The 19,630-nt window shown below is 74.5% G+C and carries 21 protein-coding genes; 16 read left to right on the forward strand and 5 right to left on the reverse strand.

Features of this window, described 5'->3' with window-relative positions; translation table 11 throughout:
• Positions 1–67: 67 nt before the first annotated feature.
• The 3 genes from H505_RS39105 (at position 68) to H505_RS0100645 (ending at position 2,318) form a co-directional block, all read left to right on the forward strand.
• On the forward strand, positions 68–994 hold the full coding sequence (locus H505_RS39105) for a DMT family transporter (RefSeq protein ID WP_051299982.1): 927 nt from the start codon (positions 68–70) through the stop codon (positions 992–994).
• 84 nt (positions 995–1,078) lie between these two features.
• On the forward strand, positions 1,079–1,987 hold the full coding sequence (locus H505_RS39110) for an NAD-dependent epimerase/dehydratase family protein (protein ID WP_034516073.1): 909 nt from the start codon (positions 1,079–1,081) through the stop codon (positions 1,985–1,987).
• A 10-nt stretch (positions 1,988–1,997) separates the two neighbouring features.
• Positions 1,998–2,318: a GroES family chaperonin gene (locus tag H505_RS0100645; protein WP_026400412.1), complete on the forward strand. Its 321-nt coding sequence runs from the start codon at positions 1,998–2,000 to the stop codon at positions 2,316–2,318.
• Here H505_RS0100645 and aztA read toward each other — a convergent pair.
• On the reverse strand, positions 2,309–2,974 hold the full coding sequence (gene aztA / locus H505_RS0100650) for a zinc ABC transporter ATP-binding protein AztA (protein ID WP_034516084.1): 666 nt from the start codon (positions 2,972–2,974) through the stop codon (positions 2,309–2,311). The genes H505_RS0100645 and aztA overlap by 10 nt on opposite strands.
• A gap of 49 nt (positions 2,975–3,023) precedes the next feature.
• On the opposite strand from aztA, the gene aztB reads away from it, so the two are divergent.
• From aztB to aztD, 4 genes are all read left to right on the forward strand, one after another.
• On the forward strand, positions 3,024–3,878 hold the full coding sequence (gene aztB, locus H505_RS39115) for a zinc ABC transporter permease AztB (RefSeq protein ID WP_034516086.1): 855 nt from the start codon (positions 3,024–3,026) through the stop codon (positions 3,876–3,878).
• A gap of 20 nt (positions 3,879–3,898) precedes the next feature.
• Positions 3,899–5,113, forward strand: a complete 1,215-nt coding sequence (locus H505_RS0100660) for a hypothetical protein (RefSeq protein WP_026400414.1) — start codon at positions 3,899–3,901, stop codon at positions 5,111–5,113.
• The gene (aztC, locus tag H505_RS0100665; protein ID WP_084549684.1) at positions 5,107–6,066 is read left to right on the forward strand and encodes a zinc ABC transporter substrate-binding protein AztC; all 960 of its coding nucleotides are present in this window, start codon (positions 5,107–5,109) and stop codon (positions 6,064–6,066) included. The genes H505_RS0100660 and aztC overlap by 7 nt, the downstream gene beginning before the upstream one ends.
• Positions 6,067–6,133: 67 nt before the next feature.
• A complete protein-coding gene (aztD, locus tag H505_RS0100670) occupies positions 6,134–7,321 on the forward strand; it encodes a zinc metallochaperone AztD (protein ID WP_026400416.1) in 1,188 nt (395 codons plus the stop codon).
• Positions 7,322–7,432: 111 nt separating this feature from the next.
• On the opposite strand, the gene H505_RS0100675 is transcribed toward aztD, so the two are convergent.
• A complete protein-coding gene (locus H505_RS0100675) occupies positions 7,433–7,660 on the reverse strand; it encodes a hypothetical protein (protein ID WP_034516088.1) in 228 nt (75 codons plus the stop codon).
• Positions 7,661–7,939: 279 nt separating this feature from the next.
• Here H505_RS0100675 and H505_RS0100680 point away from each other — a divergent pair, with 279 nt between their 5' ends.
• The 7 genes from H505_RS0100680 to H505_RS0100710 all read left to right on the forward strand — a co-directional run bounded on the left by H505_RS0100680 (position 7,940) and on the right by H505_RS0100710 (position 15,637).
• Positions 7,940–8,143, forward strand: coding sequence for a cold-shock protein (locus tag H505_RS0100680; protein WP_026400418.1), 204 nt, complete (start codon positions 7,940–7,942; stop codon positions 8,141–8,143).
• A 111-nt stretch (positions 8,144–8,254) separates the two neighbouring features.
• Complete coding sequence (locus tag H505_RS39120; protein ID WP_084549685.1) at positions 8,255–9,814, forward strand: DEAD/DEAH box helicase; 1,560 nt, start codon at positions 8,255–8,257, stop codon at positions 9,812–9,814.
• A 68-nt stretch (positions 9,815–9,882) separates the two neighbouring features.
• On the forward strand, positions 9,883–10,245 hold the full coding sequence (locus tag H505_RS0100690; protein ID WP_026400419.1) for an STAS domain-containing protein: 363 nt from the start codon (positions 9,883–9,885) through the stop codon (positions 10,243–10,245).
• A gap of 408 nt (positions 10,246–10,653) precedes the next feature.
• Entirely contained in the window at positions 10,654–11,781 is a 1,128-nt protein-coding gene (chvE, locus tag H505_RS0100695) for a multiple monosaccharide ABC transporter substrate-binding protein (protein ID WP_026400420.1), read from the forward strand.
• 23 nt (positions 11,782–11,804) lie between these two features.
• On the forward strand, positions 11,805–13,346 hold the full coding sequence (mmsA, locus tag H505_RS0100700; RefSeq protein ID WP_026400421.1) for a multiple monosaccharide ABC transporter ATP-binding protein: 1,542 nt from the start codon (positions 11,805–11,807) through the stop codon (positions 13,344–13,346).
• Entirely contained in the window at positions 13,343–14,584 is a 1,242-nt protein-coding gene (gene mmsB, locus H505_RS0100705; protein ID WP_026400422.1) for a multiple monosaccharide ABC transporter permease, read from the forward strand. Before mmsA ends, mmsB begins: the two co-directional genes overlap by 4 nt.
• A 42-nt stretch (positions 14,585–14,626) precedes the next feature.
• The gene (locus H505_RS0100710) at positions 14,627–15,637 is read left to right on the forward strand and encodes a LacI family DNA-binding transcriptional regulator (protein WP_026400423.1); all 1,011 of its coding nucleotides are present in this window, start codon (positions 14,627–14,629) and stop codon (positions 15,635–15,637) included.
• Between the two features lie 71 nt (positions 15,638–15,708).
• Here H505_RS0100710 and H505_RS49615 read toward each other — a convergent pair whose 3' ends face one another.
• From H505_RS49615 to H505_RS0100725, 3 genes are all read right to left on the reverse strand, one after another.
• Positions 15,709–16,026, reverse strand: a complete 318-nt coding sequence (locus tag H505_RS49615; RefSeq protein ID WP_051299983.1) for a PGPGW domain-containing protein — start codon at positions 16,024–16,026, stop codon at positions 15,709–15,711.
• Positions 16,027–16,124: 98 nt separating this feature from the next.
• A complete protein-coding gene (locus H505_RS0100720; protein WP_026400424.1) occupies positions 16,125–17,120 on the reverse strand; it encodes a pirin family protein in 996 nt (331 codons plus the stop codon).
• A 41-nt stretch (positions 17,121–17,161) separates the two neighbouring features.
• Positions 17,162–18,154, reverse strand: coding sequence for an SMP-30/gluconolactonase/LRE family protein (locus H505_RS0100725; protein ID WP_157432851.1), 993 nt, complete (start codon positions 18,152–18,154; stop codon positions 17,162–17,164).
• Between the two features lie 98 nt (positions 18,155–18,252).
• On the opposite strand from H505_RS0100725, the gene H505_RS0100730 reads away from it, so the two are divergent.
• Positions 18,253–18,726: a MarR family winged helix-turn-helix transcriptional regulator gene (locus H505_RS0100730; RefSeq protein ID WP_211238370.1), complete on the forward strand. Its 474-nt coding sequence runs from the start codon at positions 18,253–18,255 to the stop codon at positions 18,724–18,726.
• 130 nt (positions 18,727–18,856) lie between these two features.
• Positions 18,857–19,627: an SAM-dependent methyltransferase gene (locus tag H505_RS0100735; RefSeq protein ID WP_026400427.1), complete on the forward strand. Its 771-nt coding sequence runs from the start codon at positions 18,857–18,859 to the stop codon at positions 19,625–19,627.
• The last annotated feature ends 3 nt before the right edge of the window (positions 19,628–19,630 follow it).

Below are 19,630 nucleotides of genomic sequence, written 5' to 3' on the forward strand. Positions count from 1 at the left end.
ATGAGTGCACGTTGCTCTTCCGGCGCGCGAGCGGCGTCCTTCGCCCTGCACGCCGGGAGGTATACGCATGCACGAACCGGGCCACGCGGCCCTGGCGCTGATCGCGACCACCACCTACTACGTCGCGTTCCTGATCTTCCGGGTGTCCGCCCGCCGGATGGAGCCGCTGCGCGGCGGGCGGCCGTTCCGCGTCGCCCGGCTGATGCTGACCGACCCGATCTGGCTCGGCGGCGGGCTGCTGCTGTTCCTCGGCCTCGGCTACGAGATCGTCGCGTTCTCGCTGCTGCCGCTCACCGTCGCCCAGCCGGTCTTCGCCGTCGGCCTCGTCCTGCTCGTCGCGTACGCCGTGTGGTTCCTCGACGAGCGGCTGACGCCCCGCGAATGGACGAGCATGGCGCTGTTCGTCCTCGCGACCCTGCTGATCGGCATGTCCGCCGACCCCGCCGGCGAGCCGGTCGCGGACGCGACCCTCGTCGGCACCCTCGCCGCGCCGTGGCCGATGCTCGCGCTGTGCGTCCCGGCGTTCCTCGTCGCGGCGCTCGTCTGGCTCGTCGGCGACCGGCGGGCCGGCGGCCGGCACGCCCGCCGCCTGTCGGGCGTCGCCTACGGCATCGGCGCCGGGGCCTGCGCGGGCCTCGCCGAGGCCGGGATCCGCGGCATCGCCCTCGTCCACGCCGAGACCGGCGGCCTCCGCGCGATCCTGGAGTCGCCGTACCCGTACCTCACGCTCGGGTTCGCCGCGATCGCGCTCGGGCAGCTCCAGGTCGCGCTGCAGCGCTGCCGGGTGTCGATCGTCGCGGCCGTCCTGACCGTCATCGGACGGCTGTACCTGATCGTCAGCGGGACCGTGCTGTTCGGCGAGGCGTGGCCGCGCGAGCCCGGCCCGTTCCTGCTGCGCACGGCCGGGTTCGGCCTGGCCCTCGCCGCGCTCGCCCTCTTCCCCCGCTACGAGGAGGACGCGCGCCGCGAAGAGCGCGTGAAGGCCGCCGCGTGACGGCCGCCCGGCGGCGTCCGCTTCCGGCCGGGGAGCGCGCGGGTCGCCCCCGCATCGGCCCGCGCGATGGGCGATGCTGAACGCATGCGGATCCTGGTGACCGGGGCGGGCGGCTACATCGGTTACGCGGTGGCGCGGCGGCTCGCGGCGGCGGGCCACGAGGTGGACGGGCTCGTCCGCCGCGGCGCGGACCTCCCGCGCGGCGTCCGCCCCGTCGCCGGCGACCTGCTCGGCGCCCTGCCGGAGGGGCCCTACGACGGCGTGTGCCACCTCGCGGCGCTCACCCGCGTCCGCGCGTCGTTCGACGACCCCCTCGCCTACTACGAGACGAACGTGGGCGGCACCCTCGCCCTCCTGCGCGCCGTCGGCCGCGGCGGGACGCGCGTGGTGTTCGGCTCGACCGCCGCGGTGTACGGCGCCCCGCCCGGGGGCGGCCCCATCCCGGAGACGGCCGGGACGGCGCCGGCGAGCCCGTACGGCGCGACGAAGCTCGCCGCCGAGCAGATGATCCGCCACCACGCCCGCACGGGCGCGATCGGCGCGGCGGTCCTGCGCACGTTCAACGTGTCCGGGTCCGTCGACGGCCGTCCCGACCCCGACCTCACCCGGCTGATCCCGAAGGCGCTCGCGGTGGCCGCCGGGCACGAGCCGCACCTGGAAATCAACGGCGACGGCCTGGCGGTCCGCGAGTACCTGCACGTGGACGACCTCGCGGACGCGTACGTCCGCGCCCTGCGGGCCGTCCGTCCGGGCGAGGACCGCGTCTACAACGTCGGGACGGGCGCGGGCGCGGCCGTCCACGAGGTCGTCGCGACCGTCGAGCGGGTCACCGGGCGGCCCGTCCGCGCGCTGCGCCGCCCGGCCCGGCCGGAGCCGGCGGAGCTGGTCTGCGACGCCGCCGCGATCCGCGCGGACCTCGGCTGGCGGGCGTCCCGCGCCCTCCCGGAGATCGTCGCGGACGCCTGGAACGCCCTCACCCGCACAAACGACTAAACTCGCCCGCGTGTCCGAGCCGAAGTTCGAAGTCCAGATGCTTCACGACCGTGTCATGATCAAGGTTGAGAAGGACAGCGGGGAACGCCGCAGCACCGGCGGGATCGTGATCCCCGCGACGGTCGAGGAGACCAACCGCCTGGTCTGGGGCGAGGTCTGCGGGGTCGGCCACCACGTGCGCGTCGTCAAGCCCGGCGACCGCGTCCTGTTCCACCCCGAAGACCAGTACGAGGTCGAGATCAAGGGCGAGAACTACCTGGTCATGCGCGAGCGCGACCTGCACGCCATCGCCAGCGAGCGCCCCGAGCACGGGACCGGCCTCTACCTGTGATCCCGCGGTAGGGCCGGCCGCTCGGCGAGCAGCCGGCCCTCCTTCAGCGGCAGCCGGTGGTCGGCGCGCGCCGCCGCGCGGGCGTCGTGCGTCGCGTGGACGACCGTGACGCCGTCCGCGGCGAGGTCGTCGAAGATCTCGAGGAGCTCCTCCCGGGACTCCCGGTCGAGCCCCGCCCCCGGCTCGTCGAGCAGCAGCAGGTCCGACCGCTGCGCGAGCCCCTGCGCGATGAGCACGCGCTGGTACTGGCCGCCGGACAGCTCGCCGAGCTGCCTGCGGGCGAGCCCGGCGACGCCCACGCGCTCCATGCAGCCGGCGACCAGCGCCCGGTCGGCCCCGGTGAGCGGCCGCCACCAGCCGCGGTCCGCCCACCGCCCCATGGCCACGGCGTGCCGGACGGTCATGGGCAGGGCGGCGGGGACGTCGGTGTGCTGGAGCACCAGCGCGGGCCGCCGGTCCCCGGCGCGCTCCACCGTGCCCGCCGTCGGCGCGAGCGCCCCCGCGAGGACGCCGAGCAGCGTCGACTTTCCCGAACCGTTGTGGCCCACGAGGGCGGTCACGCGCGCCCGCGGCACGCGGGCCGTGATGTCGTGCAGCACCGTCGTGGCGCCGTAGCCCGCCCGGATCCCGCGCATCGTGATCGCCGTCTCGTCCATCGGCCCTCCCTTGCAAACGATAACGGTTTTCATTGTACGATCCTTGCCCATGGAGTGGCTTTTCGCCCCCTTTGGGGTGTCTTTTGTCGAGCGGGCGCTGGTGGGCGGGCTGCTGGTCTCCGGCATCTGCGCGCTCGCGGGCACCTGGGTCGTGCTGCGCGGCATGGCCTTCCTCGGCGACGCGATGTCGCACGGCATGCTGCCCGGCGTCGCGGCGGCGTCCCTGCTGAACGGGAGCCTGTTCGTCGGCGCCCTGCTCAGCGCGGCCGCGATGGCGCTGGGCGTGACGGCGCTGTCGCGGTCGCCGCGGCTGTCCCGGGACACCGGCATCGGGCTGCTGTTCGTCGGCATGCTCGCCGCCGGCGTGATCCTGGTGTCGCACTCGCAGAGCTACGCGGTGGACCTGACCGCCTTCCTGTTCGGCGACGTCCTCGCGGTGCGGCCGCGCGACCTGGCCGTCCTGGCGGCGGCGCTGGGCGCCGCGGCCGGCATCGCCGCCGCGGGCCACCGCGCGTTCGTCGCGCTGGCCTTCGATCCGCGCAAGGCGCGGACCCTGGGCCTGCGGCCCCGGCTCGCCAACGCCCTGCTGCTGGCGCTGCTGACGCTCGCGATCACCGCGTCCTTCCACGTGGTGGGCACCCTGCTGGTGTTCGGGCTGCTGATCGCGCCGCCCGCGGCGGTGGTGCTGTGGGCGCGCAGCGTCCCGCTGGTGATGGCCGGGGCGGCGCTGCTCGGCGCGCTCTCGACCTTCACCGGCCTGCTCGTCTCCTGGCACCTGGGCACCGCGGCGGGCGCGACGATCGCCGCGACCGCGGTGGCCCTGTTCTTCCTCTCCGCGCTGGGCGCCGGGCTGCGCGACCGCCGCCCGCGCGGCGCCCCGGCACGGCCCGGAGGCCCCCGATGAAAGGAACCCGAGTACCCGTCATGAACTGTGGCAGCACGAGACGCGCCCGGTGGCGCGCGCCGGCGACCGTCCTCGCGGCGGGGGTCCTCCTCGCGGCGTGCGGCGGCTCCGGCGGCGAGCGGGAGCGCGCGGACGCCGCGCCGGTCCCGCACGGCCACGTGGAGGGCGCCGAGGAGACGGCCGAGGCGCAGTGGCGGCTCGTCCTGACCGAGGCGGGCGGCGGCCGCGTCCGCACGCTGGACCCCGCCACCGGCGAGACCGCGCCCGCCGGAGAAGGCGCCGGAGAACCCGTCGGGGTCACGGCGGTGGGCACCGACGGCCGCTTCGCCTACCTGTCGACCCCGGACGGCCTGCGCGTCTTCGACGGCGGAACCTGGACCGTCGACCACGGCGACCACGTGCACCACTACCGCGCGGACGCGCGGACGGTGGGCCGCGTGGACGTCCCGGAGGCGCCCGGCGTCAGCGGCGACCCCGCCGTGACCGCCCTCGCGGCCGGCGGCGAGGTGCGCGTCCTCGACCGGAAGGCCCTCGACGCCGGGAAGGTCGCCGAGCTCGCCCGCATCCCCGGCCGGGTGGCCGTCGCCCATGCCGGGCACCTGGTCGTCGCCTCCGCGGACGGCGAGGTGGCGGTCCACGGACGGGACGGCCGCCGCGTGTCGCGGCTCCCCGCGGCGTGCCCCGAGCCGCGCGGGCAGGCGGCGACCCGGCGCGGCGCCGTCCTCGGCTGCGCGGACGGCGCCCTGCTGGTGACCGGCGAGGGCGGAGCGTTCCGCGCGGCGAAGATCGCCTACCCGGGCGCGGTGCCGCGCGCCGAGCGCGCGGCGGAGTTCCGCCACCGCCCCGGATCGGACGTGCTGGCGGCCCGGGCCGGGGACGCGGGCGCCTGGGTCCTCGACGTCCGCGCCCGCGCGTGGCGGCGCATCGGCGACGGTCCCGCGGTCGCGGTGAACGCGGTCGGCGCGGACGCGCCCGTCCTCCTGCTCGGCCGGGACGGCGCGCTGCGCTCCTACGACCCGGCGACGGGCGAGGAGCTGGCGCGCACCGACCTGCTGGACGACCCGGACGGCGCGGACGGCGCGGCGCCGGTGATCGAGGTCGACACGGCGCGCGCGTACGTCAGCGACCCGGCCGCCCGGGCCGTCCACGAGATCGACTACAACGACGACCTGCGGACGGCGCGCACGTTCGACCTGCCCTTCTCCCCCGCGCACATGGTGGAGACGGGATGGTGACCGCACCGGCGGCCCGCCCCGCGGACGGCCGCCGCCGGGACCTCGCCGCGCTCCGCGCCACGCTCCTCGCCGTGCTCTGCCTGGCGGTCGCGGGCTGCTCCGTGCCGGGCTCCGGACGGACCGGGATCGTCGTCACGACGAACATCCTCGGCGACGTCGCGCGCGCCGTCGCCGGCGACCGGGCCGAGGTGACGGTGCTGATGAAGCCCGGCGCCGACCCGCACTCGTTCGGCGTCTCCGCGCGGGACGCGGCCCGCATCGAGGAGGCCGCGCTGCTGATCCACAACGGGCTCGGCCTCGAGGAGGGCGTGGCCCGCAACGTCCGGGCGGCCGAGGAGCAGGGTGTCCCGGCCCTCGCCGTCGGCGCGGAGGTCGACCCGATCCCCTACGCCGGGGGCGACACCGCCCGCGCACCGGACCCGCACTTCTGGACCGACCCCGTCCGGATGCTCGAGGCCGTCGACGTCATCGCCGACCGGATCGTCGAGCACGTCGACGGGATCGACGAGGCGGGGGTCCGCGCGGCCGCGGCCGCGTACCGCGCGGAGGTCGCGGAACTCCACGCGCACATGCGCGGCGCGTTCGCGCGGATCCCGCCGGACCGCCGCAAGCTCGTCACCAACCACCACGTGTTCGGGTACCTCGCCCGGCGCTACGGCTTCGAGGTCGTCGGGGCCGTCATCCCGAGCGGCACCACGCTCGCCTCGCCCAGCGGCTCGGACCTGAAGTCGCTGGCCGACGCGGTCCGCGGCGCGGGCGTCCGCACCGTGTTCGCCGACTCCTCCCAGCCGGACCGGCTCGCCCGCGTCATGGCGCGGGAGACCGGGCTCGACATCGCCGTCGTCCCGCTCCACTCCGAGTCGCTCACCGGCGCCGGCGGCGGCGCCCCCACCTACCTGCGGATGATGCGCGCCAACACCGCGGCCATCACCGAGGGCCTCGCGGCGCGCTGACCCCCGCCGCACCCCGTCCGATCCCCATCCGATCCCCACCCGATCCCCAGCGGAAGTGAGACGAGAGATGAGACACCCCGAACGGTTCCGGCCCGGCGCGCGGGCCGCGCTGCCCGCGGCGCTGGTCGCGCTCGGCCTCGCGCTGAGCGCGTGCGGCCAGGGCGACGGCGGCTCCGCCGCGCGGAGCGAGGCGTCCGCGCCCGCCGCCGCGGTGCGGGACCCGCTCGTCGCGACCTACGACGGCGGCCTGTACGTCCTCGACCCCGCGACGCTCGAGGTCGTCGAGGACATCCCCCTGGACGGCTTCAACCGCGTCAACCCCGCCGGCGACGGGCGCCACGTGCTGGTCTCGACCGCCACCGGGTTCCGCGTCCTCGACGCGGCCGGCGCCCGGCTCACCGACCGGGAGTTCGCCGCCCCCAAGCCCGGGCACGTGGTGCACCACGCGGGCAAGACCGTCCTGTTCTCCGACGGCACCGGGAGGGTGACCCTCTTCGACCCGGCCGGGCTCGGCGGCGGCGGGCTGCCCGAGACGCAGACCCACGACAGCGAGCACCCGCACCACGGCGTCGCCGTCGCGCTCTCCGACGGCGCGCTGCTGACCACGCTCGGCACCGAGGAGGAGCGCACCGGCGTGCACGTCCTCGACGCGGACCGCGAGGAGATCGCCCGCAGCGAGGAGTGCCCCGGCGTGCACGGCGAGGCGACCGCTCAGGGCGGGGCCGTCGTCATCGGCTGCGAGGACGGCGCCCTGATCTACCGGGACGGCGAGATCACCAAGGTGAAGGCGCCCGACGGGTACGGGCGCATCGGCAACCAGGCCGGCCACGAGGAGTCCCCGATCGTCCTCGGCGACTACAAGACCGACCCCGACGCCGAACTCGAACGCCCCGAGCGGGTCTCCCTCATCGACACCCGGACCGGCGACCTCGAACTGGTCGACCTCGGGACGAGCTACACGTTCCGGTCCCTGGCGCGCGGGCCCCACGGGGAGGCGCTCGTCCTCGGCACCGACGGGGCCCTGCACGTCATCGACCCCGAGCGCGCCGAGGTGACGCGGAAGATCGAGATCATGGGCGCGTGGCGGGAGCCGCTGGAGTGGCAGCGGCCCCGTCCCGCGGTCTTCGTCCGCGACCACACGGCGTACGTCACCGACCCGGGCGGCGGCATGGTGTACGCCGTCGACGTCGAGTCGGGCGAGGTGAAGGCGAAGGCGCGGACGCCGCGCCCCGCCAACGAGCTGACGGGCGCCTGAGGACGGCCGCGGACCGGCCGCGGGCGCCCGCTCCACGGGCGTCCCGCGGCCTCCGCCCCGGGTCGGGCGGGCGGAGCGCGGCGGACCGGGCCCCGGGCGGGGCCGGCGGCGTCAGAGCTTGAAGAGCTTCGTGAACGGCGCGAGGATCCGGACCTTCTCCGTCCCGAAGTCGACGAGGACGGCGCGTCCGGGCTCGACCTCCAGGACGCGGCCGAGCCCGTACTTGTCGTGGCTGACGCGGTCCTCGGGCTCGAACTCCTTGACCGGCGGCGCCGCGGGCGGCGGCGCGAACGGACTGGTCGGCAGGTGTCGCCGCTGGGCGGGCTTCGACGTTTTCATCACCCCTAAGTATGCGCTCACCGGGCCACCGCCGGGAGTCGCCCCGATGTCTGACATGAAATTTACCCGTGCGTCACAGCAGCTCGCGCAGGATTTCCCTGCATCCGCGGATTCGTGTGGTAGCGTACTAATCGGTTGCGGTTCCCATAGACATGTTTCTGGTGCGCTTGCGGCGTTCGGCCTCAAGCGCATTTTTGTTGTTCTGGATCTTCCGGATGGGTCATCGCGGCAGCTCGGCGCGCAGGTGGCGCGCCGGGGACCGACCTGAAGGAGATCGACATGTCCACCGGTACCGTCAAGTGGTTCAACTCGGAAAAGGGCTTCGGATTCATCGAGCAGGACGGCGGCGGCCCCGACGTCTTCGCCCACTACTCCAACATCGCGTCCCAGGGGTTCCGTGAACTCCTCGAGGGCCAGAAGGTGTCGTTCGACATCACCCAGGGCCAGAAGGGCCTGCAGGCGGAGAACATCGTCCCCGCTTGATCGTCCGTCGGCGGAGGGCGGCCCGCGCGGCCGCCCTCCGCCGACGCGCGCCACGGCATCGCCCGCACGAGCGTGCGACGCGACGCACCGCTCCTGTGGAAGGCTCCCAGCATGGCCCGTCCCGCACGCACCCGCTCGTCCAGACCGCGCCCGGCCAAGGGCGGCCGCCGCCCCGACGAGGGCGGGCGCCCCGCCGCCGAGTTCGCGACCCCACAGGGGACCACGCCGCCGCTGCCCCCGGTCGAGTCGTTCGCCGACCTCCCGCTGCCGCCGGCGGTCCTCGCGACGCTCGCCGACCAGGGCGTGACCGAGCCGTTCCCGATCCAGGCCGCGACCCTGCCGAACGCGCTCGCCGGACGGGACGTCCTCGGCCGCGGCCGCACCGGCTCCGGCAAGACCCTCGCCTTCGGCCTGCCGCTGCTCGCCCGCACCGCCGGCCGCCGCGCCGAGCCCCGCGCTCCGCTGGCGCTCGTCCTGGTGCCCACGCGGGAACTCGCGCAGCAGGTCACCGAGGCGCTCGAGCCGTACGCGCGGGCGCTGGACCTGCGGCTGACCGCCGTGGTCGGCGGCCTGTCGATCAACCGCCAGGCGAACGCCCTGGAACGCGGCGCGGAACTCGTGGTCGCCACCCCCGGACGGCTCGCCGACCTCATCGAGCGCGGCGACTGCCGGCTCGGCCGGGTCCGGACGACCGTCCTCGACGAGGCCGACCAGATGACCGACATGGGCTTCCTGCCCCAGGTGACCTCGCTCCTCGAGCAGACCCCGCCCGACGGGCAGCGGATGCTCTTCTCCGCGACGCTCGACCGCAACGTCGACCGGCTCGTCCGCGCGTTCCTCAGCGACCCCGTCACCCACTCGGTCGACCCGCCGAAGGGCGCGGTCACCACCATGGAGCACCACCTGCTGCACGTGGCCGACACCGACAAGCACGAGACGCTCGTGCACGTCGCGGCCCGCCGCGACCGGGTGATCATGTTCGTGGCGAAGAAGCACGCCGCCGACCGCCTCGTCCGCAAGCTGACGACCCGCGGCGTGCGCGCCGCCGCGCTGCACGGCGGCAAGAGCCAGTCCCAGCGCAACCGCGCCCTGGACGGCTTCCGCACCGACGCCGTCACCGTGCTGGTCGCCACCGACGTCGCGGCCCGCGGCATCCACATCGACGACCTCGACCTCGTCGTCAACATCGACCCGCCCGCCGACCCGAAGGACTACCTGCACCGCAGCGGCCGCACCGCGCGCGCCGGACGGCGCGGCACCGTGGTCACCCTCGTGGTTCCCGACCAGCGGCGCGAGGTGGACGCGATGATGGCCGCGGCGGGCATCACCCCGCGCACCACCAGCGTGAGCCCCGGCGACCCCGAACTCGCCCGCATCACCGGCGCCCGGCCCCCGGCCCACCCTCCGGCGTCCGCGGCCCCGCGGCAGGCGGCCCGCGACGGCCGCCGCGGGGGCGGCGCGCAGACCGCCGCATCGGGGCCCGGGAACACGCGGACCGCCGAACCGCGCCGCGGGACCGCCCAGGCGGGCGAGCCGCGCCGGGGGAACGCGCGGGCCGCCGAGCCGCGCCGCGGCAAGCCGCAGCAGGGCGGCGAGCCCCGCCGCGGGAACGCGCAGGGCGCCGAACCGCGGCGCCGGCCGCGGCGCAGGCCGTCCGCGCAGAACACGTGAGGGCACGGTGAGCGGACCGCCGGCGGCCGGGGAATGACCGGTCGCCCACGGGGCACATCCTGGACACCATGGCCCTGACCGTGCACAGCCGGTTCCATCCGCTCCACACCGACCTGGCCGTCGTGACGCTCGGGGGCGACGTGGACATCTCCACCGCCGCCCGGCTGCGCGACGACCTCGCCGCGCTGCTCGGCGACGGCGCCCGCCACCTGGTCCTGGACTTCGGCGACGTCGAGTTCATGGACTCCAGCGGGCTCAGCGTCCTGGCCGGGATCTTCCCGCTGCTGCCGGACGCCGGCGCGCTCGCCCTGGTCGCGGTGAGCCCCCGCATCCGGGACGTCCTGCGCACCACCGGGCTCACCCGGCTCTTCCCGATCTACTCGTCGGTGGACACGGCCGTCCTCGTGCTGCGGTCCGAACCGGAGCCGTAGCCCGGCCCGACCGGCGCCGTCCCGCTCGTGTGCCGCGCTCCCGCCGGACGCGCGGGAGCCCTCGTTCGAGGCGCGGCCACACCCCCCGAGCGGCAGGCGATGGCGGCCGACTCCGCCGCGCTCGCGCCGCTCGCGGTGCCGGGTCGCCGAACCCGGCCGAACGGCTCGCGTTCGTCCTGCGCGGCACTTCCGGCATGCCTGTCGAGGAAATCCGCCCCCATCGTCGAGCGCATCCCGGCGGGAGCCGGGTCCCGCGGTCGGGGCAGGTGGGGGCGGGGTCCGCGGGCGGCGGCCGTCCGGCACGGGGGATCACGGTTGTGATGCGGAGCACAGAGGGGTCTTGACATGCTTGTGTGACCGGTAACAGTGTGGCTCGCGAACCATCCGCCACCACCCCCGAGGTGAGATGTGAAGCCACGGAAGCTCGTCACCATGGCCCTGGGCATCGGGCTCGCGCTCGGCATGACCGCGTGCGGGTCCAGCGAGAAGACGATCGACAAGGAGCGGGCGGACCGGCCCGTGAAGGGCGCGCTCGTCGGCGTGACGATGCCGACGCGGTCGTCCGAGCGGTGGATCCACGACGGCGACAACGTCAAGAAGCATCTCGAGGGACTCGGCTACAAGGTCGACCTCCAGTACGCCGAGGACGACATCCCGACGCAGGCCAACCAGATCGACAACCAGATCACCAAGGGCGCCCGGCTGCTGATCGTCGCGCCGATCGACGGCACCGCCCTCACCACGCAGCTGCAGAAGGCCGCCGACCAGGAGATCCCCGTCATCTCCTACGACCGGCTGATCCTCAACTCGCCGAACGTCGACTACTACGCGACGTTCGACAACTACCAGGTGGGCGTGCAGCAGGCGACGTCGCTGCTGGTCGGGCTGGGCGTGAAGAAGGCGGACGGCTCGGAGGGCGGCGAGAAGGGGCCGTTCAACATCGAGTTGTTCGCCGGCTCCCCCGACGACAACAACGCCAAGTACTTCTACGACGGCGCGATGGACACCCTGAAGCCCTACATCGACAAGGGCACGCTGGTCGTGAAGAGCAAGCAGACCGACTTCGACACCATGGCGACGCTGCGCTGGGAGGGGGCCCGCGCGCAGGCCCGCATGGAGGACCTCATCACGCGGCACTACCGCGACGGCGCGAAGGTGGACGGCGTCCTGTCCCCGTTCGACGGCATGTCGATCGGGATCCTGTCGGCGCTGAAGTCGAACGGCTACGGCGGCGACGCGCAGCCGTACCCGGTGGTCACCGGGCAGGACGCCGAGGTGGCGTCGGTCAAGTCGATCATCGCGGGCGAGCAGTACTCGACGATCTTCAAGGACACCCGGAAGCTCGCCGAGGTCACGGTGCAGATGGCGGACGCCGTCCTGAAGGGGCAGGACCCGCCGGTCAACAACACGAAGGACTACGACAACGGCGAGAAGACCGTGCCGTCCAACCTGCTGCAGCCGGTGATCGTCACCGAGGAGAACTACCGGAAGGTGCTCGTCGACAGCGGCTACTACACCGCGGGCGACCTGCAGTAGCGGCGTCCCCCGGAAGGAGGAGCATGACGGACGCGATACTGCGGATGCGCGGGATCACCAAGAGCTTCCCCGCGGTCAAGGCCCTGCAGGACGTGAACCTGGACGTCGCGCGCGGCGAGATCCACGCGATCTGCGGCGAGAACGGGGCCGGGAAGTCGACCCTGATGAAGGTGCTGTCGGGCGTCTACCCGCACGGCGACTACAGCGGGGAGATCGAGTTCGACGGGGAGCCGTGCCGGTTCTCGGGCATCCGCGACAGCGAGCGGCGCGGCATCGTGATCATCCACCAGGAGCTGGCGCTGAGCCCGTACCTGTCGATCGCCGAGAACATCTACCTCGGCAACGAGCGGCGCGGCCGGTTCGGGCTGATCGACTGGGACCGGACGAACGCGGACGCGGCGGCGCTGCTGGAGCGGGTGGGCCTGCGGGAGAACCCGGTGACGCCCGCGATGGAGCTCGGCGTCGGCAAGCAGCAGCTCGTCGAGATCGCGAAAGCGCTTTCGAAGGAGGTGCGGCTGCTGATCCTGGACGAGCCGACCGCGGCGCTGAACGACGCCGACTCGCGGCACCTGCTCGACCTGCTGCGCGGGCTGCGGGCGGACGGCATCACCTGCGTGATCATCTCGCACAAGCTGAACGAGATCCGGTCGATCGCCGACTCGACGACGATCCTGCGGGACGGGCGGACCATCGAGACGCTCGACATGCACGGCGACGCCGTCTCGGAGGACCGCATCATCTCCGGGATGGTGGGCCGCGACCTGGGCCACCGCTACCCCGAGCGCGTCCCCGACGTGGGCGCGGAGGTGTTCCGGATCGAGGACTGGACGGTGCACAGCCCCACCCAGCGGGACCGGGTGGTGGTCGACGGCGCCGCGCTGACGCTGCGCCGCGGCGAGGTCGTCGGGCTCGCGGGGCTGATGGGCGCGGGCCGGACGGAGCTGGCGATGAGCGTGTTCGGGCGCAGCTGGGGCGCCCGGATCAGCGGCCGGCTGTTCAAGGACGGCGCGGAGGTGCGGATCCGGACGGTCGGGGACGCGATCGCGCACGGTCTCGCGTACGCGACCGAGGACCGCAAGACCTACGGCCTGAACCTCATCGAGAGCATCACGCGGAACGTGTCCGCGGCGGGGCTCGGCAAGCTCGCGAAGGCGGGCTGGGTGGACGACGGGCGCGAGTACGAGGTCGCCGAGCGGTTCCGCCGGGAGATGAACATCAAGGCGCCGAGCGTCCTGGCGCCCGCCGGGGAGCTGAGCGGCGGCAACCAGCAGAAGGTCGTGCTGTCGAAGTGGATGTTCACCGACGCCGACGTCCTGATCCTGGACGAGCCGACCCGCGGCATCGACGTCGGCGCGAAGTACGAGATCTACTCGATCATCAACACGATGGCCGAGCAGGGCCGCGCGGTGCTGGTGATCTCGTCCGAACTGCCGGAGCTGATCGGGATCTGCGACCGCGTGTACGCGATGGCGGAGGGCCGGATCACCGGTGAGGTGTCGCGGGCGGAGGCGACGCCCGAGCGCCTGATGCAGTACATGACCCAGACCGAGGAGGCCAGTCCATGAGCAGCGTCGCCAAGGCGGGGGAGGCCGTCTCCCCGCCGGCGGCCGGGCCGCCGAAGGGCCGCCGCGGCCTGCCGGTCAACCTGCGGCAGAGCGGGATCTACATCGCGTTCGCGATCATCGTCGCGCTGTTCGCCGTGCTGACCGACGGGCAGCTGCTGTCGCCCGGGAACATCTCGAACATCATCGTCCAGAACTCCTACATCCTGATCCTGGCGATCGGGATGATCCTGGTGATCATCGGCGGGCACATCGACCTGTCGGTGGGGTCGGTGGTCGCGCTGACCGGCGCGATCGCGGCGGTGCTGATGGTGAACCACGACGTGCCGTGGCCGCTGGCGCTGCTGCTGACGCTGCTCGCCGGGGCGGCGATCGGCGCGTGGCAGGGGTACTGGATCGCCTACTTCGGGATCCCCGCGTTCATCGTCACGCTCGGCGGGATGCTGATGTTCCGCGCGCTGACGCTGACCGTGCTCGACAACCAGCGCATCGGCCCGTTCCCGGACGACGTCCGGACGATCGCGAACGGGTTCCTGTCGGGCTACCTCGGCAACATCGGCCTCGGCTTCCTCGGCGGCGCGGACCTGTTCACGCTGCTGGTGGCGCTCGCCCTGGTCGGCGGGTTCGTGGCGCTCGGGTGGCGGCGGCGGCAGGCCCGGATCGGGTACGGGCAGCAGGTCGACCCGATCGCGGTGTTCGCGGCGAAGAACGCGCTGGCCGTCGTCGTGGTGATGTTCATCGCCGTGCAGCTCGCCCGGTTCAAGAACCTCCCGTGGGTGCTCGTCCTGCTCGGCGCGCTGGCGCTGGCCTACACGACGCTGACGAACCGGTCGGTGTTCGGGCGCCGCATCTACGCGATGGGCGGCAACCCCCTCGCGGCGCGGCTGTCCGGCGTGAACGTCAAGTCGGTGTCGTTCTGGCTGTTCGTGAACATGGGGGTGCTGTCGGCGGTCGCCGGGATCGTGTTCGCCGGGCGGCTCAACCAGGCGGGCCCGACCGCGGGCAACATGTTCGAGCTGGACGCCATCGCGGCGGCGTTCATCGGCGGCGCGGCCGTGCAGGGCGGTGTCGGGCGGGTCATCGGCGCCATCACCGGCGGCCTGATCATGGGTGTGATCAACAACGGGATGTCGCTGCTCGGCGCGCCCAGCGAGCGGGTGATGCTGATCAAGGGGCTGGTGCTGCTGGCCGCGGTCGCGTTCGACGTCTGGACCAAGCGGCGCAGCGGCGCGGCCCGGTGAACGGCGGCGTCGCCCCCGCCCGCCCGGTATGTTCGGGGTGACATGACCGCCACGCCACCCACCCGGCCGGGCCTGCGCGACGTCGCACGGCTGGCCGGAGTCTCGCACCAGACGGTGTCCCGGGTCTTCAAGAACCATCCGATGGTGAGCCCGAAGACCCGGGACCGGGTCCTGGCCGCCGCCGCGCAGCTCGACTTCCGCCCGAACGCGGCGGCCCGGGCCCTCGCGACCGGACGGTCCAGCACCCTCGGCGTCGTGAGCTTCGACACCGCCCTGCACGGGCCGGCGTCGATCATCGCGGCGATCGAGCGGCACGCCCGCGACGCCGGGTTCTTCACCAGCGTGGCGGGGCTGGGGTCGGCGGGCCGCGACACGGTCGCCGGGGCCGTCGAGCGGTTCCGCGACCAGGGCGTCGACGGGCTCATCATGATCCCGGGGCACGTGCCGCCGGACGAGGCGGTGCGGCACCTGCCGGGCGACCTGCCGACGGTGCTGCTGGGGCCGCCCGCGGCGGTCCCGACGGTGGAGGCCGACCACTACCGCGCCCCCGGCGAGGCCACCCGGTACCTGCTGGGCCTCGGGCACCGGACCGTCCACCACCTGCCGGGGCCGGCCGACTGGTCGGAGGCCACCGAGCGCACCCGCGGCTGGCGGGACGCGCTCGTCGCGGCGGGCGCCGAGGTGCCCGACTGCGCGCCGGGCGACTGGAGCGCCCGCTCCGGCTACGAGCGCGGCCGGCGGCTGGCGGCCGACCCGGACGTGACGGCGGTGTTCGCGGCCAACGACCAGATCGCGCTCGGGCTGCTGTGGGCGATCCACGAGAGCGGGCGCCGGGTGCCCGAGGACGTCAGCGTGATCGGCTTCGACGACATCCCGGAGGCCGCGTTCCTCACCCCGCCGCTCACCACCGTCCGGCAGGACTTCGCCGCCCTCGGCCGGCACTGCGTCGAGCTGCTGGTCTCCTGGCTCGCAGACCCGGGCGGCGCGCCGCCCGGCCGGGCCGGCACGGTGCCGAGCGAGCTGGTGGTCCGCCGCAGCACCGGCCCCGCGTGACCCTTCCGACGTGACGGACCCGCGTCGCCTCGGCGGCGGCGCGGGTCCGGTCCGGTCCTCGCGGGCGGCCGTCAGTCCTTCTTGCGGCGGATCTTCGCCCAGGCCGTCCGGAGGTAGCCGTAGCAGCGCTCGCTGACCCGCTTGGCAGCGGGGAACTCGGTGCCGAGCAGCCCGATGCCGGCGAGGATGACGACCACGCCCGGGCCGGGGATCACCAGCATCACGATGCCCGCGGCGATCACCACCGTCCCGGCCACGGCCACGGCGATCTTGCGCACCGGCCGGAGCCGGCCCCGCGGGGCCGCGGTCGCGGCGTCGGGCGCGGCGGTCTCGGCCGGCGTGTCCGCCGCGGTCTCGGGGGCGGGACGGTGCGGCGCGGTCGTGGTCACAGGGCCTCCTGCGGAGCATCGGGAACGGTCCTTGCTCCGTATGACGCACGGAATCGGCCGGTTGCGCCCGAACGCGACCCGACTGTGACGAGGACCACTCAGTGCCGGTGGTACCGGCCGCGCGCCTTCAGCCGCGCGTTCGGCAGCGCGGGGGCAGGCAGGGCGGGGCCGTCGTAACCGGTCACGGGGGCGAAGCGGGGGGCGTCCCGGCCGCCCGGGCGGTCGCGCTCCCAGTCCGCCCGGGCCTCGACGATGTCGTCGTGGGTGCGGCCGACGAAGTTCCACCACATCACGAGGTCCTCGGCGAAGGGTTCGCCGCCGAGGAGCAGGGCGTGGGCGGGCCGCCCGGCCGACAGCGCGAGTCCGGTGCGTCCCCGGCCGAGGTACAGCATGTCGCCCGCCGGCACCTCCCGGCCCTCGACGGTCAGCTCGGCGGACAGGACGAGCACCGCGTGCTCGAACCCGGGATCCAGCGGCAGCCGGACGTCCGCGGACACACGGAGCGCGGCGCCGACGAGGGGCGAGTGGACGCCCGCCGGGGACTCGACGCCGCCGAGCCCGCCGACGAACACCGTGACGTCCGCGCCCGGGACGTCGAGCCGGGGCAGGCCGGTGTGGAACTCGTAGGCGGGCGCGGTCGCGCGTGCGGCCTCGGGGAGCGCCACCCACAGCTGGGCGCCGTGGAGCACCGGGGAGTGGTCGGGCGGGGACTGCTCGGAGTGCGCGATGCCGGGGCCCGCCGTCATCAGCGACAGGTCGCCGGGACGGACGAGGGCGCGGCTGCCGAGGCCGTCCCGGTGCAGCACCTCGCCCTCCAGCAGCCACGTCACCGTCTGCAACCCGATGTGGGGGTGCGGCGGGACCTGCATGCCGGCGCGGCCGGTGATGTCGTCGGGTCCGTAGGAGTCGGCGAAGCACCAGGCGCCGACCATGCGGCGGTCGCGGTTGGGCAGGACGCGCCGCACCCGCATCGCGCGGGGCCCGCCGAGCGGGACGTCGCGCGGGTGCAGCGCTTCGAGCTCCGGTTCGTCGGCGACGGCCGCGTCGGCAGAACAGACGTCCTGCTCGACGGGGCGATCCTCAACATTGCTCACGAGCCGCTCCCCTCGCCTCGAAGGCTACCGCGCGGGCGCCGTCAGAGGCCGCGGACGGCGGCGACGGTGAACGGGGTCTCGGGGACGCCCTCGCCGAGCGGGCCGCCGTCGTCGAACTGGGACCGGACGACGTAGAGCCCGCCGCGCACGCGGACGAGCGTGGTCGGGGCGTCCAGGGCGGCATCGACGACGCGGCGCTCCAGCCGCGCGCGGCGCCCGTCGCGGGAGACGCGCCAGCGGGTGAGCGCGTCGCTGATGTTGTGGGCGGCCCACAGCCGGCCGTGCCGCAGGTCGAGCCCGTCCGCGAGCGCCATGTCGCCGCCGTCCAGCGCGACCCGCTCGACCGCGCCGGACGCCGGGTCGAGCCGGTGGAGGTCGCCGCCGGCGGAGTCGGCGACGAGGAGGTACCGGCCGTCCGGGGCGGCGACGACGCCGTTCAGCGTGTAGGCGCCCGGCGCGAACGGGTCGGGGGCGGGCGCCAGGTCGGCGAACGGCTCCAGGACGCCGGTGCCGCCGCGGGCCGCGGCGAGGTCGCGCGGGGCGACGCGGTAGACGACGGCGCGGAGGCTGTCGGTGAGGTAGGCGGTGCCGTCGGGCGTGATCGCGAGGTCGTTGACGAAGCGCGGGCCGTCCCCGGGCACGTCGAGCCGGGCGAGCGGGCGCCGGGTGCGGACGTCGTAGACGGTGACGCCCGCGGACGAGTCGGTGACCCAGAGGCGGCCGTGCCGGTCGACCGCGAGCCCGTTCGCGGTGTCGCGGCCGTCGGCCCCGGCGGGCAGGAAGACCTCGGCGACGCGGCCGCGGCCGGACATGCGGTAGACCGTGCCGTCGGCGAAGGAGCCCGCGTACAGGGTGCCGGTGCGGGGATCGGCGGCGATGCCCTCCGGGTAGACGCGGTCGCCCGGCAGCTCGTAGGCGGTGGTGACGCGGACGCGGTGCGCGGCCGGTTCGGCGGCGGTCGCCGGTGCGGCGGCCGGCAGCAGCGCCGCCGCGAGGACGGCGGCGGAAACGGAGCGCGGGAAGCGGGACATCATTCTCCATACGTAGACATACATTCGAACGCGTCGACTCGATAGTTAGAGCTCTAATGCTTGTCAACGGGCTTCGATTCGAGGGCGGATACCATGCGCGGATGACCTCGATGCCCGCCCAGGAGCGGATCGGCCACCACGTCAAGCGCGCCGAGCAGGCGCTCAGCGCGGCCAAGCACGCGGCGCTGAAGCCGAGCGGCCTGACGGTGCCGCAGTACGCGGCGCTCCTCCAGCTGTCCGCCAGTCCCGGCATCTCGGCCGCCGCGCTGGCGCGGGCCTGCGCGGTCACCCCGCCGACGATGAACACCGTGCTCAAGAACCTGCGGGAGCGCGGCCTCATCGAGCGCACCCCGCACGAGTGGCACCGCAACATCCTCGAGACCCGGCTGACGGCGGAGGGCGAGGCGGTGCTGAAGAGCGCGGACGAACGGGCCGTCCGGGTCGAGCGCGGGCTGGCCGCCGAGTTCACCGGCGCCGAACGGGAGACGCTCATCGCGCTGCTGGACCGCTGCACCGCGTTCCTCGACGCCGACCGCGCGGACCGTCCCGCCGCGGACCGTCCCGCCGCGGACTGACACGTCGCAGACTGACAAGGCCGATCGGCACTTTCCGTTGCGCAGGCCGTGCGCACCGTGATCACGATGAACTAGACTCGGGGTTCGCGTTCCTCGACCCACCCCGCTCACTCGTCGAGGTGATCCCCCCATGCTCGATCGGCCCGGCGCCGCCAGCTCCCGCGTCTACGACTTCTCGCTCGGCGGCAAGGACAACTACGGCCCCGACCGCGACGCCGCCATGGCCGCGCTCGCCCTGCACCGGGTGGCGCACCTGCTCCCCCGCGAGAACCGCAAGTTCATGCGCCGCGCCGTCCGGTACCTGCTGGACGCGGGCGTCCGGCAGTTCATCGACGTCGGCTGCGGCCTGCCCGGCAAGGGCAACGTGCACGAACTCGCCCGGCGCGCCGATCCCGCGGCCCGCACCGTCTACGTCGACCACGACCCGGTCGCCGTCGTCCACTACCAGGCGCTGCTGCACGCCGTCCCGACCGCGACGGCCGTGCGCGGCGACGCCCGCCGCCCCGCCGACGTCCTCGGCGACCCCGACCTGACCGCGCTCGTCGACCTCGACCGCCCGGTCGCGGTGCTGATGATCGCGATGCTGGACCAGATCCCGGAGGCCGACGACCCGGACGGCGTCGTGCGGGCGTTCCGCGACGCGATGGCGCCCGGCAGCCACCTGGTGGTCTGCGACCTGGCGTCCGACCGGCTCACCCCCGCCGACCTCGACAGGCACGAGAAGATCGTCGAACTGCTCGGCTTCCCCGTCGAGTTCCGCCCGGCGTCCCGGCTGGCCGGGTTCTTCGCGGGCCTCGACCTCGTCGACCCCGGCCTCGTCCCCGCGCCGGAGTGGCGGCCCGACCGCCCCTACGACCCGCCGTCCGGCTGGCTCATGGCGGGCGTCGGCCGCAAGCCCTGACCG

Origin of the sequence: Actinomadura rifamycini DSM 43936 (genome assembly GCF_000425065.1) — a bacterium.
Lineage (GTDB): Bacteria > Actinomycetota > Actinomycetes > Streptosporangiales > Streptosporangiaceae > Spirillospora > Spirillospora rifamycini.

Excerpts from the sequence above, each read along its gene's own strand:
- aztD (WP_026400416.1), top strand. The coding sequence starts at position 6,134 with ATGAGACACCCCGAACGGTTCCGGCCCGGCGCGCGGGCCGCGCTGCCC.
- H505_RS39110 (WP_034516073.1), top strand. The coding sequence starts at position 1,079 with ATGCGGATCCTGGTGACCGGGGCGGGCGGCTACATCGGTTACGCGGTG.
- H505_RS0100690 (WP_026400419.1), top strand. The coding sequence starts at position 9,883 with ATGGCCCTGACCGTGCACAGCCGGTTCCATCCGCTCCACACCGACCTG.
- mmsA (WP_026400421.1), top strand. The coding sequence starts at position 11,805 with ATGACGGACGCGATACTGCGGATGCGCGGGATCACCAAGAGCTTCCCC.
- aztB (WP_034516086.1), top strand. The coding sequence starts at position 3,024 with ATGGAGTGGCTTTTCGCCCCCTTTGGGGTGTCTTTTGTCGAGCGGGCG.
- mmsB (WP_026400422.1), top strand. The coding sequence starts at position 13,343 with ATGAGCAGCGTCGCCAAGGCGGGGGAGGCCGTCTCCCCGCCGGCGGCC.
- aztA (WP_034516084.1), bottom strand. The coding sequence starts at position 2,974 with ATGGACGAGACGGCGATCACGATGCGCGGGATCCGGGCGGGCTACGGC.
- H505_RS0100680 (WP_026400418.1), top strand. The coding sequence starts at position 7,940 with ATGTCCACCGGTACCGTCAAGTGGTTCAACTCGGAAAAGGGCTTCGGA.
- H505_RS0100730 (WP_211238370.1), top strand. The coding sequence starts at position 18,253 with ATGACCTCGATGCCCGCCCAGGAGCGGATCGGCCACCACGTCAAGCGC.
- H505_RS39120 (WP_084549685.1), top strand. The coding sequence starts at position 8,255 with ATGGCCCGTCCCGCACGCACCCGCTCGTCCAGACCGCGCCCGGCCAAG.
- H505_RS0100725 (WP_157432851.1), bottom strand. The coding sequence starts at position 18,154 with ATGATGTCCCGCTTCCCGCGCTCCGTTTCCGCCGCCGTCCTCGCGGCG.
- H505_RS39105 (WP_051299982.1), top strand. The coding sequence starts at position 68 with ATGCACGAACCGGGCCACGCGGCCCTGGCGCTGATCGCGACCACCACC.
- H505_RS0100675 (WP_034516088.1), bottom strand. The coding sequence starts at position 7,660 with ATGAAAACGTCGAAGCCCGCCCAGCGGCGACACCTGCCGACCAGTCCG.
- H505_RS0100660 (WP_026400414.1), top strand. The coding sequence starts at position 3,899 with ATGAACTGTGGCAGCACGAGACGCGCCCGGTGGCGCGCGCCGGCGACC.
- H505_RS0100710 (WP_026400423.1), top strand. The coding sequence starts at position 14,627 with ATGACCGCCACGCCACCCACCCGGCCGGGCCTGCGCGACGTCGCACGG.
- aztC (WP_084549684.1), top strand. The coding sequence starts at position 5,107 with ATGGTGACCGCACCGGCGGCCCGCCCCGCGGACGGCCGCCGCCGGGAC.
- H505_RS0100735 (WP_026400427.1), top strand. The coding sequence starts at position 18,857 with ATGCTCGATCGGCCCGGCGCCGCCAGCTCCCGCGTCTACGACTTCTCG.